Consider the following 15,819-nt stretch of genomic DNA (forward strand, 5'->3'; position numbering starts at 1 on the left):
TGAGTCGATCAGCCGAAGCTAACCGTCACGCTGCGTGCGCGGCGCATGCCGGCACCGACAAAGCCGAAGCCGATCAGCATCATCGCCCAGGTCGCCGGTTCCGGCACCGCACCGGCGCGGATGTTGGCGATCCAGGTGCTCCAGCGCGTGCCGCCGGTCCCGCCCGGATGGCCGTTCGCCGCGTTGTTCGGCTCACGGGCAAACTGGCCGATGACCCAGAAGCCGTCATATTGCGTCGGATCGACCGAGACCTGGCTGTAATCGCCCCAGCGCTGACGGCCGGCGGCCGGCTGCCCGTCAACTGAGCCATTGTGATAGTCGTTGGTCAGGCTTTCCTTGAGCAGGGTTTCGGCCATTGTCTCCACGAGAGTGCCGTCGGCGAGCGTCTTGTACGCACGGGCGTAGAAGCCGATCTTGCCGGTCGCGGGATCGAGACCCGACCGGTTATAGCCGATGACGACCTGGCCGGCGGCGTTCACCGCAATCGAGCCCTGGTAATAGTCGTAACCCGTCTCGCCGACATCGAACTCGTCGAGGATGTTGTTGGTCGCCGAGTCGAGCACGACGACGCGAACCCGCGCCTCGTCCTGCGGATCGAGCAGCGAGTTGACCGTGTGCAGCATGTAGATGCGGCCGTTCACCTCATAGACACTGCTGCTGATGCGTTCATCCAGCGTATCGATGATGCGCCGGTTGGCGGCGATCGGCGATGGCTGCCGTCCCGGTCCAGGGCTGACGAACCCGGCTTCGCCGAGATAGTCGATCGCACCCAGCGACGCACCGGTCGCGTCGGACGAGCTCAGCCCGTTGACCGAATAAGCCATTGAGTCGAAGTTGAACAGCGAGGCGGTCACGACCTTGCCGGAGGAGCCGGCGCTGGTGCTGTTGACACCCTGGAGCGCAAAGCCGCGATCTTCGACCTGCCCGGCGCCCGGATTATAGGGCGTCACGAACTGCTTCATGTTGGTGAGCGTGGGCGCTACCGCATTGAACAGGCTGTCGATCGGGATGACGTTCATCGTCGTCCCGCAGAAAGCATTGGCCGAAGGATTGGCGGCGCTGCAGCCCACCTTGAAGTTGTTGGTGCCGATATAGACGGCGTTCTTGTCGAGCGCGAGCGTCGGATAGTCGGCGGTGTTGCCGTTGAAGCCCTCGAACTTCAGCGACTTCCAGGAACCAAGCGCGTTGTCGGTGTCCGACACCGCGATCTGAAGGTCCTTGGTGTTCGCGCCGAAGCCGACCACGATCCAGCGGCTCGCATCCGCATTGTACATCACGCGGTTGTCGCCATTGGCACCGACCTGGCCCTTGCCGCCCCACCAGTCGATGTCCGACTGGAGCAAAGTGCGGGTGCCGGTCGCCTTGTCGAACACCGCGAAGGCGCCGTTCGAGGATTCGAGATATTGGGTACGGCCGACGGCGCCGTTGGTGTCGGGCGGAATGAAGTTCCGCGCGAACGCCGCATTGTCGTACTGGCTGATGCCTTCGAAGCCGATCACGACATTGCCGGCGTTGAACACCGTGGCAGGCTTGTTGTTGTTGTCGTTCGAAATGTCGCCCGGCAGGATGATGGTTGGGCCGGCAAGGCCCTTTTGCGACCAATAGGTCTTGACCGTCTGCGCGGACGCCGCGCTGGCGCCGATCGCCAACAGTCCGGACGCCGCAAGAGCAGCTGCACGCAATCTCAACATGATGTCCCCTTCCCCTTTCGCCGCGCGCGGAACAGGACCAGCCCCGTCACCCCCTACGCAACGGCAGACAGACTCACAGCGGAGTCATTCGGGGAATGCATACCTTTTGCGGCAATGAGTCAACGGGGCGGTAACCACGGCGGAAGATCGGACAGGACGGGCAGGAGCTCGCCCAACTTCAAAGGCTTGCGTGCCGTTGTAATCGCCCAGTCCCGATACGGGACGGGCTGGCGGCAAAAAAAGAGCGGGGAAGCACGCTTCCCCGCTCCGATTTCACGCCAAAGCTAAGATCAGGCGTAGCTGACCTTGACGCTGCGCGCCCGGCGCATGCCGGCGCCGACGAAGCCGAAGCCCATCAGCATCATCGCCCAGGTCGCCGGCTCAGGCACCGCACCGGCCCGGACGTTGGCGATCCAGGTGCCCCAGCGGGTGCCGCCGGTGCCGCCCGGATGGCCGTTCGCGGCATTGTTCGGCTCGCGCGCGAACTCGCCGATGACCCAGAAGCCATCATATTGCGTCGGGTCGACCGAGACCTGGCTGTAGTCACCCCAGCGCTGACGTCCCACCGCGGCCTGCCCGTCGAGGCTGCCATTGTGATAGTCGTTGGTCAGGCTTTCCTTGAGCAGCGTCTCACCCAGCGTTTCGACGAGCGTGCCGTCGGCCAGCGTCTTGTACGCACGCGCGTAGAAGCCGATCTTGCCGGTCGCCGGATCGAGGCCCGAGCGGTTATAGCCGACCATGACCTGACCCGCCTGGTTCACGGCGAGCGAGCCCATGTAATAGTCGTAACCGGCGGCGCCGATTTCGGTCGTGCTCAGGATGTTGCCCGAAGCGGAGTCGATCACGACGATGCGGGTACGCGCCTCGTCCTGAGCGTCCAGCAGCGAGTTGACGGTGTGCAGCATGTAGATCTTGCCGTTCACCTCGTAGACGCTGCTGCTGATGCGCTCGTCATTGGTGTCGATGATGCGCTGGTTGGCGGCGATCGGCGACGGCTGACGGCCCGGACCCGCCGTGACGAAGCCGGCTTCGCCGAGGTAGTCGACCGCACCGCGGGTCGCGCCCGTTGCCGAGCTCGTCGACAGACCGTTCACCGTGTAGGTGATCGAGTCATATTCGAACAGCGAGGCGGACACGACACGGCCGGTGGTGCCGGCAGTGCTGCTGTTGACACCCTGGATCGCGAAGCCACGGTCTTCGACTTGGCCCGCACCCGGGTTATACGGCGTCACGAACTGCTTGATGCCCGCGATGGTCGGAGCGCCAGCGTTGAACAGGCTGTCCAGCGGAATGACGTTCAGCGTCGTGCCGCGGAAGCTGTTGGAGCCGCCAGCCGAAGCCGGAGCGAAGTTGTTCGTGCCGATGTACACCGCGTTCTTGTCGAGCGCGAGCGTCGGATAATCGGCCGTCGCGCCGAAGCCGAGCCCGGCATAGCCTTCGAACACAGTGGTCTTCCAGCCACCGAGCGCATTGTCCGTGTCGGAGACGGCGATCTGCAGGTCCTTGGCGTTGGCGCCGAACGCAACCATCACCCAGCGGGATGCGTCCGCATTGTACATGACGCGCGTGTCGCCGCCGGTCGCCTGGCCGCCATGCGCCGTCCACCACGCATTGTCCTGCGACAGCATCGTGCGGGTGCCGGTCGCCTTGTCGAACACGGCATAGGCGCCGTTGGTCGTCGACATATACTGGGTGCGGCCCGCCGCGCCGTTGGTGTCGGGCGGAATGAAGTTACGGCCGAACGCGGCGGCGTCATACTGGCTGATGCCTTCGAAGCCGATCACGACCTGACCGGCATTGAAGACCGGCGCGCTCTTGCCATTCTGGTCGAGCGAGATGTCGCCGGGCACCTGGACCGTCGGTCCGAGCACGCCCTTGGTCTCCCACCAAGCGTGCTTGATCTGCTGCGCCGAGGCTGCCGTGCTGCCGAGCGCAAGCATCGTCGCGGCGAGTGCCGCGATGCGTACATGCTTCATTGAGTACTTTCCCCTTCCCAAAGCCGGGGAGGGGTTTCCACCGACGACTCGAAGCCGTCCCCCTGGTCGCCCCCCGCGGCTCTCATGATCCGACATGGATCATGTGTGACTGCTCAGCCGGTTTGTAACCTTCTGTCAATCATTTGATTTTAGGTCATTTCGCCCCCGTCCCAGAACGGGACCTGACACGCGGCCGTTAGCCATTCATGGTAGAGCGGCCCGCCCTGTTCCCCGGGCCGCTATCGTCTCAGGCCGCCTTAGCCTCCGGTGCGCGGTCGAACAGGGCGACGAGCCAATCCCGGAACATCCGTACCGCCCGGGTTTCCAGCGCCTTCGGGCGGCAGGCGAACCAATAGCTATAGGGGCTTTCCACCTCGATATCGAACAGCCGCACCAGCCGCTCATCCTGAGCATTGCGCAAATGGCTTTCCAGCATGAAGGCGACGCCAAGCCCTTGGGCGGCCGCGTCCAGCATCAGTTGCCCCGAATCGAAGTGATCGATGGCGAGCGGCTCCAGCGCCTCCATCCCCAGTGCCTGGCAGAAGGCGTCGAGTGTTTCGGGCATGTCGCGGTGCAGGAAGACGGTGGCCCGCGTCAGGTCCTCAGGCCGGCGGATCGCCCCCGGTCCCTCCGTCAGGCTGCGCGCCGCGATCGGGAAGATGCGATTGCGGTCGAGCCGGTGGGAATAGAGTGCCGGATCGACCTCGCGCGCCAGCACGATCGCGGCGTCGAGCCCATCGCCGAGCCGGGCGATCGCATGCGCGCCCGTATCGACGTCTAGGTGAAGCTCGGGATGAGCAGCACGAAGCTCGGGCAGATGCGGAAACAGCTGCTGCGATGCAAAAAGCGGCAGCACCCCTAGTCGCAGCCGCACGATATTCCCCTCGGATGTCAGCGACTCGATCGCGTCCTCCAGCCCGGCCAGGTGCGGCGAGACCGTCTCGAGCAACCGTTCGCCATCGGTATTGAGCCGCATGGCGCCGGGCACCCGATCAAACAGAGGGCGGCCGAGAAACCGTTCAAGAGCCTGGACGCGCCGGCTAAGCGCTGGAGAAGACAGTGCAAGTTCCTCGGCCGCCGCCTTGATTGAGCCGAGCCGTGCGACCTGGACAAATGCCTCGACCGCAGTCAACGGGGGTAAGCGACGCAATCCTCAACCTCCTCATGGTGCATCGCAGCAGCATTTTTGGGCCGCTTTCGTTTCGCACCGTTCTCGCATTTTCTTAGAGCAGGCCTGTTGCAATTTGTGCAACCGCTTTTTTGCTTTTCGCACTTGCAACATAAACCGCTGCACTGCACATAGAGCAGGCCTTTCAGGCATCCTCTCCTAAAACTTTCAAAGGCCGGTCCTTCGGGGCTGGCCTCTTTTTTTGTGCTCAGCCTCGCAACGTTCCGGGCCGGCCCCTAGTTAAGCTGCCTGACCGGAGATGATGAATGGCGGATAGCGAGATCGAGACGCGGCGCGTGCAGGTCGCCAATGCACGGCCCGAAGACAGCGGCCGCGGGCTCGCCCGCATCCCGCGCGCGATCATGACAGCGTTGGGTCTGCAGGAAGGGGACGTCGTCGAACTGGCGGGCAAGCGCGCCACGCCGGCGCGGGCCGTGCTCCCCTATCCGGAAGACGAAGGGCTGGACATCATCCGCCTGGATGGCCTGCAGCGTGCCAATGCGGGCGTCGGCTCCGGCGATCAGATCGAGGTACGTAAGGTCGAATCGCGGCCTGCGACCCGCGTCGTGTTCGCACCGGCGCAACAGAATCTCCGCCTGCAGGGCACCGGCGCCGCATTGAAGCGCAGCTTCTATGGCCGGCCTCTCACCGCCGGCGACGTGGTCGCGACGGCCGGGCAGCAGCGCGTGCAGAATGACGGCATGCCCCCGCAGCTCCGCCAGATGCTCGCGGCGCCGGCCTATGCGCTGCAGGAAATCCGGCTTGTCGTGGTCTCCTCGACCCCCAAGGGCGTCGTCCATATCGACGAGAACACCGAGGTCGAGCTGCGGCCCGAATATGAGGAGCCGCAGAACCGCCGTGCCGACGTCACCTATGACGATATCGGCGGACTGGCCGGCGCGATCGACCAGCTGCGCGAGATGGTCGAGCTGCCCTTGCGCTATCCGGAGCTCTTCCAGCGCCTCGGCGTCGATCCGCCCAAGGGCGTGCTGCTGCACGGCCCGCCCGGCACCGGCAAGACCCGCCTCGCCCGCGCGGTCGCCAATGAAAGCGATGCCGAGTTCTTCCTGATCAACGGGCCCGAGATCATGGGCTCCGCCTATGGCGAGAGCGAGAAGGCGCTGCGCGAAGTGTTCGAGAACGCGACGCAGAACGCGCCGTCGATCATCTTCATCGACGAGATCGACTCGATCGCGCCCAAGCGCGGCCAGGTGTCTGGCGAGGCGGAAAAGCGGCTCGTCGCCCAGCTGCTGACGCTGATGGACGGGCTGGAGCCGCGCGCGAATCTCGTCGTCATCGCCGCCACCAACCGCCCCGAAGCCATCGACGAGGCGCTGCGCCGTCCGGGCCGCTTCGACCGCGAGATCGTGATCGGCGTGCCGGACGAGCGCGGGCGGCGCGAGATCCTCGGTATCCATACCCGCGGCATGCCGCTGGACGGCGGCGTCGACCTGGATGAGCTGGCGCGCACCACCTACGGCTTCGTCGGCGCCGATCTGGGCGCGCTTGCCCGCGAAGCCGCTATCGAGGCGGTGCGGCGGATCATGCCGCGCCTGAATCTCGAGGAGCGCACGGTGCCGCCCGAGGTGCTCGATACGCTCTCGGTCATTCGCGACGACTTCGTCAACGCGCTGAAGCGCGTCCAGCCCTCGGCGATGCGCGAAGTGATGGTGCAGAAGCCCGATGTGCGCTGGGACGATGTCGGCGGGCTGGACGACGCGCGCGAACGCCTGCGCGAAGGCGTCGAGCTGCCGCTCAAAAACCCAGACGCCTTTCGCCGCCTCGGCATCCGGCCGGCCAAAGGCTTCCTGCTCTATGGCCCGCCGGGCACCGGCAAGACGTTGCTCGCCAAGGCGGTCGCGCGCGAAGCCGAGGCGAACTTCATCGCCACCAAATCGTCCGACCTGCTCAGCAAATGGTATGGCGAGAGCGAGCAGCAGATCGCCCGCCTGTTCGCCCGCGCGCGGCAGGTGGCGCCGACCGTCATCTTCATCGACGAACTGGACAGCCTGGTGCCCGCGCGCGGCGGTGGGCTCGGCGAGCCGCAGGTGACGGAGCGGGTGGTCAACACCATCCTGGCCGAAATGGACGGGCTGGAAGAGCTGCAGTCCGTTGTCGTGATCGGCGCGACCAACCGGCCCAACCTGATCGACCCGGCGCTGCTGCGGCCAGGCAGGTTCGACGAATTGGTCTATGTGTCCGTGCCCGACGAGGCCGGGCGCCAGCGCATCCTCGAGGTCCACACGGCCAAGATGCCGCTCGCCGACGATGTCGACCTGGCGAGCCTGGCCCGCCGCACCGATCGCTTCACTGGCGCCGACCTGGAAGACCTGGTGCGCCGCGCCGGCCTCTCCGCGCTGCGCGAGTCACTCGGCAATGAGCGCGTCGCGATGGCGCATTTCGAAAAGGCGCTGCAGGATACCCGTGCTTCGGTGACTCCGGAGATGGAGCGGGAGTACGAACAGATCGCCGCCAACATCAAGCAGGAGGCGATGTCGATGCACTCGATCGGCTTCGTCGCGCCCGGCCAACTGACGCCGCGCGCGCCGAAGGAGGTGGATTAGCTCGTCTGCTCCCCGGCGAAGGCCGGGGCCCATCGGCAGGGCGCAAGCACTGGACCCCGGCCTGCGCCGGGGAACAGGTCCTTACCGCCCGGTCCAGTTCCCCGGCCGCTTGTCGACGAAGGCGGCCATGCCTTCCTTCTGGTCCTCGGTCCCGAACAGGCCATGGAACAGGCGGCGTTCGAACAGGATGCCTTGCGCGAGGCCGGTTTCGAAGGCCGCGTTGACCATCTCCTTGTTCGCGATCGTCGCGAGCGGGGGCATGGCCGCGATCGCGGCGGCGGTCTTCAGTGCCTCTTCGACCAGGCTGTCGGCGGGCACGACGCGCGCCACCAGGCCGGACCGCTCCGCCTCGGCCGCGTCCATCATCCGCCCGGTCAGGCACATCTCCATCGCCTTGGCCTTGCCGATGGCGCGGGTCAGCCGCTGCGAGCCGCCCATGCCGGGCGAGACGCCGAGCTTGATCTCCGGCTGGCCGAACTTGGCGGTGTCGGCAGCGATGATGAAGTCGGCCATCATCGCCACTTCGCAGCCGCCGCCCAGCGCATAGCCGGCCACCGCTGCGATCCAGGGCTTGCGCGTCGCCGTTACCTTTTCCCAGCCGGCGAAGAAGTTCGAGCCGTACATGTCGGCAAAGCCCTGACCGGACATCTCCTTGATGTCGGCGCCAGCCGCGAAAGCCTTTTCCGAGCCGGTGAGGACCAGGCAGCGCTGCGCCGGATCCGCGTCATAGGCGGCGAACGCATCGATCAGCTCCTTGAGCACCGTCGAGTTGAGCGCGTTCAGCGCCTGCGGCCGGTTCAGACGGACGAGCGTCACGGCATCGTGGCGCTCGATCAGGATGGTCTCGTACTGGCTCATGCGGTCTCCTTTTCCATCATCGATAGGGCGTCCACGCCTCGTCCTCCGGCAGGGGCGCGAAGATCGTGTCGAGCATATGCTCGGTCACGCCCTCAGGCGTCGCCGGGTCCCATTTGGGCGCATTGTCCTTGTCGACGATCACCGCCCGCACGCCCTCGATGAAGTCGTGGCGCTGCACGACATGGGCGCCGACCGCATATTCCTGCCGCATCTCGTCGGCGAAGCTGTGCATGTGCGCGCCTTCCTTGAGCAGGCGGAGCGCGACTTTCATCGTCTGGGGCGATTTCGACCTGAGCGTCGCCAGTTCCTTCCGCGCCCAGGCGGACCCGTCCGTCTCCAGCGCGGCATAGATGTCCTCGAGCGTGTCGGAAGCGAACAGCCGGTCGATGGCTTCCAGATTTTCCTCGATGCGCGCAGGCGGCGGCTCTTCCGAGAAGGCGTCCAATATCGCTTCGATCGCCGTCGGATCGGCCGCGATCTTGGCCTTCACTTCGTCGAGCGCAGCGGCGGGGAGATAATGCGTCGCGAGCCCCAGAAAGAGGCACTCGGCGCCGTCGATCCGCGCGCCGGTCAGCGCCAGGAACTGTCCCGTCCGGCCGGGGAGCCGCGACAGGTACCAGCCGCCGCCCACGTCCGGAAACAGGCCGATGCCCGTCTCCGGCATGGCGAAGCGGGTGTTCTCGGTCGCGACGCGATATTTGCACGGCAGCGCAATGCCGACGCCGCCGCCCATGGTGATCCCATCCATGAAGGCGACGGTCGGCTTCACATAGGTGAACAGCCGCTCGTTCAACCGATATTCCGTGTGGAAGAAGGCGCGCGCCTCCGCCCCGTCCTTCGCGCCGGACTCGGCCAGCATGCGGATGTCGCCGCCCGCGCAAAAGCCGCGGCCTTCCGCGTGATCGAACAGCACCGCCCGCACCGCTTCATCGCCGCGCCACACTTCGATCTGCTCCAGGATCGCCGTGCACATGACGGTGGTCAGCGCGTGAATGGCCTTGGGCCGGTTCAGCCTGATGCGGCCGACATGGCCTTCGGTGAAGCTGATGATGTCTTCGGTCATAAGTCCTTCGAGACGGGCCTTAGCCAAGCTCAGTCCCTCCTCAGGATGAGCGGAAAATACAAGAGCGCTCATCCTGAGGAGCCGTTGAGCTTGGCGAAACGGCGTCTCGAAGGATCATTGCCGCGTAAGCTCTCGGCCGACGATCAGGCGCATCACCTGGTTGGTGCCTTCCAGGATCGAATGCACCCGCAGGTCACGCCAGAAGCGCTCGATCGGATAGTCCTTCAGATAGCCATAGCCGCCGTGCAGCTGCAGGGCGCGATCGACGATGGATGAGCCGCTATCCGTGGCCAGCCGCTTGGCCATGGCCGAGAAGCGCGACTTGTCCGGCGCATTGGCCGACACCTTGGCGGCCGCCATGTAGAGCAGGGCGCGCGCGGCCTCGAGATCCGTTGCCATGTCGGCGAGCATGAACTGCGTGTTCTGGAAGTCGGCCACGGGCTGGCCGAATTGCTGCCGTTCCTTGGTGTAGCTGACAGCTTCGTCGAGGCAGCGCTGAGCGCCGCCAAGCGAGCATGCGCCGATGTTCAGGCGTCCGCCATCAAGACCCGCCATGGCGATGCGGAAGCCTTCCCCTTCCGCTCCGACCAGATTGGCGACCGGCACGCGGCAATCCTCGAAGATCACCTGCGCGGTCGGGCTGGCGTTCCAGCCGAGCTTCTTTTCCGGCGCGCCGAAGGACAGACCTGGCGTGTCCTTTTCGACGACGATCGCGCTGATCCCCTTCGACTTTTCCTCGCCGGTGCGGACCATGCAGACATAGATGTCGTTATAGCCCGCGCCCGAGATGAACTGCTTGGTGCCATTGAGCACGAAATGGTCGCCGTCCCGCCGCGCGCTCGTCTTGAGCGCGGCCGCGTCGGAGCCGGAGCCGGGCTCGGTCAGGCAATAGCTGGCGATCATTTCCATCGTGACCAGCTGGGGCAGAAAGCGCGCCTTGATCTCCGCACCCCCGAAGCGATCGATCATCCACGTCGCCATATTGTGGATCGAGATGTACGCGCTGGTCGCGGGGCAGCCATAGGCCATGGCTTCCATGATCAGCGCCGCCTCCAGCCGGCCCAGCCCGATGCCGCCCGATTCCTCGGCGACATAGATGGCGCCGAAGCCCAGTTCGCCCGCGGCCTTCCATACCTCGACCGGATAATGGCTCTTTTCGTCCCACTCGCCCGCGAACGGCGTGATCGCGTCGGCGGTGAATTTCTGTGCCATCTCCTGGATCTGGCGCTGATCGTCGGTGAGGTCGAACTGGTTGGTCATGCGCGTCCGGTTAGCAAAGGGTGGATCAGGCGCAACGCCTGTAGGTGAAGCGGGAGCCGTCTTCCTCGCGGGTAAGGCTGTCGCCCTGCCGGGTGAGCGTCACCTTCGCCTTCCAGCTCTGGCCCTCACCGCTGAAGGAGAAGTCGCCGGAGAAGCGGTCGGGGTCGGCGCTCGCGACCTTCTCCAGCGTGGCGCGGGATTCGTAGAAAGCGAGCCTGTCGGCCGATACCGTCATCAGGCCCTTATTGTCGGCGCGCGCCGGGTCGCAATCGGCCGGCACCATGCCCCAGCGGCCCTGCAGGCTTTCCGGGATCTTGGTGCTGGCGGGGACGGTCGCGGTCGCGCCATTGTCGGTCGAGACAATGGCGGTCTCGTCGGGGGGTAGCGTCTCGACATCCTTCACCGGAGCGTCGAGCCGATTCTGCTCCTCGGCTGCCGAGGCATCGTTGGTGCTCGGCCGCTGACAGGCGAGCAGCACCATAGGCAGGAGCAGGGCCAGTCCGGTCTTCATGTCAGCAACGCCTCCGCCTCGATCTCGACCCGCCATTCGGGCCTGAGCAGCGCGGAAACGACGAGCATGGTCGCCGCCGGGCGCACATCGGCGAAGCGCCGGCCATGCGCGCGGCCGATCGCGTCGGCATCGGCCGGATCGGTGATGAACATGCGCGTGCGCACGATGTCGGTGCGTTGGCCGCCCAGCTGCCGGACCGCGCCGATGATGATGTCGAGGCAACGCTCGGTCTGCGCCTCCGCGTCACCCGGCGTACTGGAGCCGTCCGCCTCGACCGGCGCCGTGCCGGAGACGAGGATGCGGTCGCCGACGCGGATCGCCCGCGAGAAGCCGATCGACTCCTCGAAAGGTGAAGCGGATTGAGTGTGCTGGCATTCGGTCATCGGTGAGGAACTCACTGCAGCGCGTGCTGGTCGAGCCAGGCACGCGCTTCCTCCATGTCGAGGAAAACGCGCAAATTGGGCGACTGAAGGGCACGTTCGGCCTGCAGCTTGTTCATCATGCTGCCGACGACGATGGCCGTCGGCCCCCGCCGCACCGACTGAATCATTCTGTTGAGATGGCCGAGCGCTTGGGCGACCTCGGCCGACTGGACCGGGAAGTCGCGCGAATCGCACAACCCCCTCATCTGCGGCGTGGGGTCTCCGAGCGGCTCGACGGCGGCACGCATCGCAAGCGCAAAGGCCGTCACGTCTTCCGGATTCCAGAAGCCCGCCATCCGCCAGTGCAAGGTTCGTGACCCTGCATCATATCGGACGGTGAACTTCTGGGTCGTGTCGCTCAAAAACGTTCACCCCATCGTCGGAATGACGAACGCGTCCTGAATGCGGCTGGGGCCGCCATCCTCACTGCCCTTGGGCAGCGCGGATCCGTCGGGCCAGCGCTGCGTGACCGTCTTGGTCTTGGTCCAGAAGCGCACGCCTTCCATGCCGTGCTGGTTGATATCGCCGAACGCGGAACGCTTCCAGCCGCCAAAGCTGTGATAGGCGACCGGCACCGGGATCGGCACGTTGATGCCAACCATGCCGACATTCACCCGGCTCGCAAACTCGCGCGCGGCATGGCCGTTGCGCGTGAAGATGGCGACGCCATTGCCGTACTGATGCTCTGAGGGCAGCCGCAGCGCGGTTTCGAAATCGGGCGCGCGGACGATCTGCAGGACGGGACCGAAGATTTCCTCCTGATATGACTTCATCGTCGGCTTGACGTGATCGAACAGCGACGGGCCGATGAAGAAGCCCTGCTCATGTCCCTGCAGGGAGAAGCCGCGGCCATCGACGACCAGCTCCGCGCCCTCATCGACGCCGGTCTGGATCCAATTCTCGACCCGCTGCTTGTGCGCGGCGTTCACGACCGGCCCGTAATGCGCCTCATCGTCGGTCGAGACGCCGACGCGGAGCGAAGCGATCGCGGGCAGCAGCGCCTCGCGCAGCTCGTTCGCGGTCTTGTCGGTCACCGGCACGACCACAGGCAGTGCCATGCAGCGCTCGCCCGCCGAGCCGAAGGCGGCGCCGGACAGATCCTTCACCACCTGGTCGATATCGGCGTCGGGCATGACGATGCCGTGGTTCTTGGCGCCGCCCATCGCCTGCACGCGCTTGCCGGCCTCGACGCCGCGCCGATAGACATAATGTGCGATGTCGGACGAGCCGACGAAGCTGACCGCGCTGATCGCCGGATGGTCGAGGATCGCGTCCACCATCTCCTTGTCGCCGTGCACGACCTGGAGAATGCCTTCCGGCGCGCCGGCTTCCAGCATCAGCTCGGCGAGGCGCACCGGCACGGTCGGATCGCGTTCGGACGGCTTCAGGATGAAGGCGTTGCCTGTCGCGATGGCGACGCCGAACATCCACATCGGGATCATGGCCGGGAAGTTGAACGGCGTGATGCCGGCGCCGATGCCCAGCGGCTGGCGCATCGAATAGACGTCGATGCCGGGCCCGGCGCCTTGGGTATATTCGCCCTTCAGCACATGCGGGATGCCGCAGCAGAACTCGATGACTTCAAGGCCGCGCTGGATGTCGCCCTTGGCGTCGGCGATCACCTTGCCATGTTCGGACGAAAGCGTGTGGGCGAGGCTGTCCATATTCGCCTCGACCAGCGCCTTGAAGGCGAACATCACGCGCGCGCGCCGCTGCGGGTTGGTCGCGGCCCAGCCCGGCTGCGCCTTTTGCGCGGCGGCGATGGCGCGCTCCAGCGTGTCGGCCGTGCCCAGCGGCACCCGGGCCTGAACGGCGCCGGAGTTGGGATCGAACACATCGCCGAAGCGGGTCGCCGCTGCGCCGGGGCCGCCGACGATGAAATGGTCGATGTCGCGCATTCGTCCTCTCCGCCAATCTGTCGCGCGCTCCATGCGCCTTCGCATTTTCGCAGACAAGCGGGCAAAACCACATGGACGCCCTGCAATATTGCAGGCAGGGCGCGCGGGTGAACTGGGACGATCTCCGCATCTTCCTCGCCGTTGCGCGCACCGGTACGCTGAGCGCTGCCGGGCGGCGGCTGGCGCTCGACGCGACCACCGTGGCCAGGCGGCTGGGGCGGCTGGAGGCGGAAGTCGGCCGCAGCCTGTTCGAAGTCACCACCGCCGGCCACATATTGACCGCGCGAGGGCAGGAGCTGCTGACCCATGTGCAGGCGATGGAGAGCGCGGCGATCGCCTGTGCGGAAGGTGCGCAGGCGGGCTCGGTCGGCGGCACGATCCGGGTCAGCGTGGCCGAGGGGTTCGGCACCAACGTCATCGCGCCCCATTTGGGCGAGTTCGCGGATGCGCATCCGGGGATCGGGGTGGAGCTCGTCACATCCTCGGGCTTTCTGAACCTCTCACGGCGCGAAGCGGATCTGGCCGTGATGCTCGCGCGACCGCGCCAGGGGCCGCTCGTCGCGCGCAAGCTGACCGACTACCATCTGGGCCTCTATGCCCAGGCCGGCACGGTCCCGCCGGCGACGCTCGAAGAGCTGACTGCCGAACGGCTGGTCGGCTATGTCCCCGACCTGATCTACGCGCCCGAGCTCCATTATCTGGAGGAAGTGGCGCCAGGGCTTACGCCTGCCCTGTCCAGCACGAGCGTCAATGCCCAGGCGGCGATGATCCGCAGCGGCGCCGGGATCGGCATCCTCCACTGCTTCGTCGGCGACGCGGACCAGGGCTTCCAGCGCGTGTTTCCCGACCGGATCGACATCCGCCGCGCCTATTGGCTGGTCATGCACCGCGATCTGCGCGGCGTCGCGCGAGTGAAGGCATTTGTCGACTGGCTGGACCGGCTGATCGTCCGCATGCGACCCCTGCTGGTGGGGCGGCCATGACCCCGCCGGCCGAACGCCGCCTGCTCGCCATCGCCATGCGACTCGTCGCCGCCGTGACGCTGACGCTGATGTTCGCGGTCGTGAAGCTCGCCGATGGGCGTGGGGTCAATCTTTTCGAGAGCCTCTTCTACCGTCAGGCGCTCGCCCTGCCGCTGGTGCTGGGCTGGATCGCGGCTGGTCCCGGCCTCCCCTCCGTGAGAACACACCGGCCCGGCGCGCATCTGTGGCGCACGATCGTCGGCATGGCGGGGATGGCGCTCAACTTCACCACCTTCATCCTGCTTCCGCTCGCCGAGGCAACGGTGCTGCTGTTCACCGTGCCGATCTTCGCGACCATATTGTCGGCGGTGTTGCTGAAGGAGCCGGTGGGTCTCCACCGTTGGGCGGCCGTGCTGATCGGCTTCGCCGGCGTGCTGGTGGTGGTGCTGCCGGGAGGAGCCGGCATGTCGACCAAGGGCGTGGCGGTCGGCCTCGTCGCGGCGCTGGTCGTCTCCGGCGTCAGCATCACCTTGCGCCAGATCGGGCGAACGGAAAGCGCGACCACCACCGTCTTCTGGTTCACGGTAATCTCGACGGTGGCGATGGGATTGCTGATGCCGGTGTTCGGCAGGATGCACGACACTGAGACGTTCGGCCTGCTGCTCGCGCTCGGCCTGCTGGGAGGCGCCGCGCAACTCGCCCTGACCGCCTCGCTGCGGCTGGCGCCGGTCTCGGTCGTGCTGCCGATGGACTATTCGAACCTGGTCTGGTCCGCGCTGATCGGATGGCTGATCTTCTCGACGTTGCCGAGCCACACGCTCTGGCTCGGTGCGCCGCTGATCATCGCCAGCGGTCTCTACATCGTCTATCGCGAACATCGCCTGCACCGCGAGAAGACCGCCGCTGCGGGTGCTATCGATTAGGGCAGGTGTGAATATCCAAGCGGACCCACCGGCGGAATGTCTGGAGAGGTCAGCACGATTTCAAGCCAGCGCCTCAGCTGGCGGTGGGCACGCCACCTCATGATTGCGAACATCAGCCACCACAAAACAACAGCGGTAGGCAAGTAGCCGAGTTCTCCCGAATCGGCCGCAGCGAGCGCCCCTCCGCAAGCGAACACGGCGGTGAAGATCACAAAGGGTCCGAACATGTGGCCACGATAGGCGACCCTCACTTCCGTTGCCTGCTCCGTCACGCAGAAGGCGCCACTCGTGAAATAAGCGAAGATCCAATTTACCGGCTGTGGCTTAGGCGCCGACACTCGAGCAAGTCTGGGGCGGAACTTCACTTCTCGCTCACTTGACTCGACTAGTTCGGCAGTTTGGCTCTTCAGCGCCTTGCACAAGCGGGTCAGAGGCGGCTCCCCCATTCTGATTGCTCGACGATCAATCGTAAGCAGTCCGGTGATGTCGATGAAGCGCACCTCATTCCTGTACTGAGAAATGG

At 65.8% G+C, this 15,819-nt stretch carries 13 protein-coding genes and 1 pseudogene; 3 read left to right on the forward strand and 11 right to left on the reverse strand.

The window, feature by feature from the left end; genetic code table 11:
- Positions 1 to 8 precede the first annotated feature (8 nt).
- The 3 genes and pseudogenes from HJG53_RS18705 to HJG53_RS09590 all read right to left on the reverse strand — a co-directional run bounded on the left by HJG53_RS18705 (position 9) and on the right by HJG53_RS09590 (position 4,817).
- A complete protein-coding gene (locus HJG53_RS18705; protein WP_254447671.1) occupies positions 9 to 1,691 on the reverse strand; it encodes a PEPxxWA-CTERM sorting domain-containing protein in 1,683 nt (560 codons plus the stop codon).
- A gap of 290 nt (positions 1,692 to 1,981) precedes the next feature.
- Positions 1,982 to 2,086 (reverse strand): annotated as a pseudogene (locus HJG53_RS18710) (PEPxxWA-CTERM sorting domain-containing protein); the annotation flags it as partial.
- 1,828 nt (positions 2,087 to 3,914) lie between these two features.
- A complete protein-coding gene (locus tag HJG53_RS09590; RefSeq protein ID WP_171129960.1) occupies positions 3,915 to 4,817 on the reverse strand; it encodes a LysR substrate-binding domain-containing protein in 903 nt (300 codons plus the stop codon).
- A gap of 284 nt (positions 4,818 to 5,101) precedes the next feature.
- Here HJG53_RS09590 and HJG53_RS09595 point away from each other — a divergent pair, with 284 nt between their 5' ends.
- Positions 5,102 to 7,399: a CDC48 family AAA ATPase gene (locus HJG53_RS09595; protein ID WP_171129962.1), complete on the forward strand. Its 2,298-nt coding sequence runs from the start codon at positions 5,102 to 5,104 to the stop codon at positions 7,397 to 7,399.
- Positions 7,400 to 7,480: 81 nt separating this feature from the next.
- Here HJG53_RS09595 and HJG53_RS09600 read toward each other — a convergent pair whose 3' ends face one another.
- The 7 genes from HJG53_RS09600 to HJG53_RS09630 form a co-directional block, all read right to left on the reverse strand.
- On the reverse strand, positions 7,481 to 8,257 hold the full coding sequence (locus HJG53_RS09600) for an enoyl-CoA hydratase (protein WP_171129964.1): 777 nt from the start codon (positions 8,255 to 8,257) through the stop codon (positions 7,481 to 7,483).
- Positions 8,258 to 8,273: 16 nt separating this feature from the next.
- Complete coding sequence (locus HJG53_RS09605) at positions 8,274 to 9,320, reverse strand: enoyl-CoA hydratase/isomerase family protein (RefSeq protein ID WP_171129966.1); 1,047 nt, start codon at positions 9,318 to 9,320, stop codon at positions 8,274 to 8,276.
- Between the two features lie 114 nt (positions 9,321 to 9,434).
- The gene (locus HJG53_RS09610) at positions 9,435 to 10,580 is read right to left on the reverse strand and encodes an acyl-CoA dehydrogenase family protein (RefSeq protein ID WP_171129968.1); all 1,146 of its coding nucleotides are present in this window, start codon (positions 10,578 to 10,580) and stop codon (positions 9,435 to 9,437) included.
- A 25-nt stretch (positions 10,581 to 10,605) separates the two neighbouring features.
- The gene (locus tag HJG53_RS09615) at positions 10,606 to 11,091 is read right to left on the reverse strand and encodes a hypothetical protein (RefSeq protein WP_171129970.1); all 486 of its coding nucleotides are present in this window, start codon (positions 11,089 to 11,091) and stop codon (positions 10,606 to 10,608) included.
- Complete coding sequence (locus HJG53_RS09620; RefSeq protein WP_171129972.1) at positions 11,088 to 11,474, reverse strand: RidA family protein; 387 nt, start codon at positions 11,472 to 11,474, stop codon at positions 11,088 to 11,090. Before HJG53_RS09620 ends, HJG53_RS09615 begins: the two co-directional genes overlap by 4 nt.
- An 11-nt stretch (positions 11,475 to 11,485) precedes the next feature.
- Entirely contained in the window at positions 11,486 to 11,875 is a 390-nt protein-coding gene (locus HJG53_RS09625) for a hypothetical protein (protein WP_171129975.1), read from the reverse strand.
- Between the two features lie 6 nt (positions 11,876 to 11,881).
- Entirely contained in the window at positions 11,882 to 13,411 is a 1,530-nt protein-coding gene (locus tag HJG53_RS09630; RefSeq protein ID WP_171129977.1) for a CoA-acylating methylmalonate-semialdehyde dehydrogenase, read from the reverse strand.
- 71 nt (positions 13,412 to 13,482) lie between these two features.
- Here HJG53_RS09630 and HJG53_RS09635 point away from each other — a divergent pair, with 71 nt between their 5' ends.
- Both HJG53_RS09635 and HJG53_RS09640 read left to right on the forward strand, forming a co-directional pair.
- Entirely contained in the window at positions 13,483 to 14,394 is a 912-nt protein-coding gene (locus tag HJG53_RS09635) for a LysR family transcriptional regulator (RefSeq protein WP_217352750.1), read from the forward strand.
- Positions 14,391 to 15,296, forward strand: a complete 906-nt coding sequence (locus HJG53_RS09640) for a DMT family transporter (protein WP_171129978.1) — start codon at positions 14,391 to 14,393, stop codon at positions 15,294 to 15,296. Before HJG53_RS09635 ends, HJG53_RS09640 begins: the two co-directional genes overlap by 4 nt.
- Here HJG53_RS09640 and HJG53_RS09645 read toward each other — a convergent pair.
- Entirely contained in the window at positions 15,293 to 15,796 is a 504-nt protein-coding gene (locus HJG53_RS09645) for a hypothetical protein (protein WP_171129980.1), read from the reverse strand. The two genes, HJG53_RS09640 and HJG53_RS09645, sit on opposite strands and share 4 nt — an antisense overlap.
- Between the last annotated feature and the right edge of the window lie 23 nt (positions 15,797 to 15,819).

This window comes from Sphingomonas sp. ID1715, assembly GCF_013044515.1.
Classification (GTDB): domain Bacteria; phylum Pseudomonadota; class Alphaproteobacteria; order Sphingomonadales; family Sphingomonadaceae; genus Sphingomonas_B.

Excerpts from the sequence above, each read along its gene's own strand:
- HJG53_RS18705 (WP_254447671.1), bottom strand. The coding sequence starts at position 1,691 with ATGTTGAGATTGCGTGCAGCTGCTCTTGCGGCGTCCGGACTGTTGGCG.
- HJG53_RS09595 (WP_171129962.1), top strand. The coding sequence starts at position 5,102 with ATGGCGGATAGCGAGATCGAGACGCGGCGCGTGCAGGTCGCCAATGCA.
- HJG53_RS09600 (WP_171129964.1), bottom strand. The coding sequence starts at position 8,257 with ATGAGCCAGTACGAGACCATCCTGATCGAGCGCCACGATGCCGTGACG.
- HJG53_RS09605 (WP_171129966.1), bottom strand. The coding sequence starts at position 9,320 with ATGACCGAAGACATCATCAGCTTCACCGAAGGCCATGTCGGCCGCATC.
- HJG53_RS09610 (WP_171129968.1), bottom strand. The coding sequence starts at position 10,580 with ATGACCAACCAGTTCGACCTCACCGACGATCAGCGCCAGATCCAGGAG.
- HJG53_RS09615 (WP_171129970.1), bottom strand. The coding sequence starts at position 11,091 with ATGAAGACCGGACTGGCCCTGCTCCTGCCTATGGTGCTGCTCGCCTGT.
- HJG53_RS09620 (WP_171129972.1), bottom strand. The coding sequence starts at position 11,474 with ATGACCGAATGCCAGCACACTCAATCCGCTTCACCTTTCGAGGAGTCG.
- HJG53_RS09630 (WP_171129977.1), bottom strand. The coding sequence starts at position 13,411 with ATGCGCGACATCGACCATTTCATCGTCGGCGGCCCCGGCGCAGCGGCG.
- HJG53_RS09635 (WP_217352750.1), top strand. The coding sequence starts at position 13,483 with ATGGACGCCCTGCAATATTGCAGGCAGGGCGCGCGGGTGAACTGGGAC.
- HJG53_RS09640 (WP_171129978.1), top strand. The coding sequence starts at position 14,391 with ATGACCCCGCCGGCCGAACGCCGCCTGCTCGCCATCGCCATGCGACTC.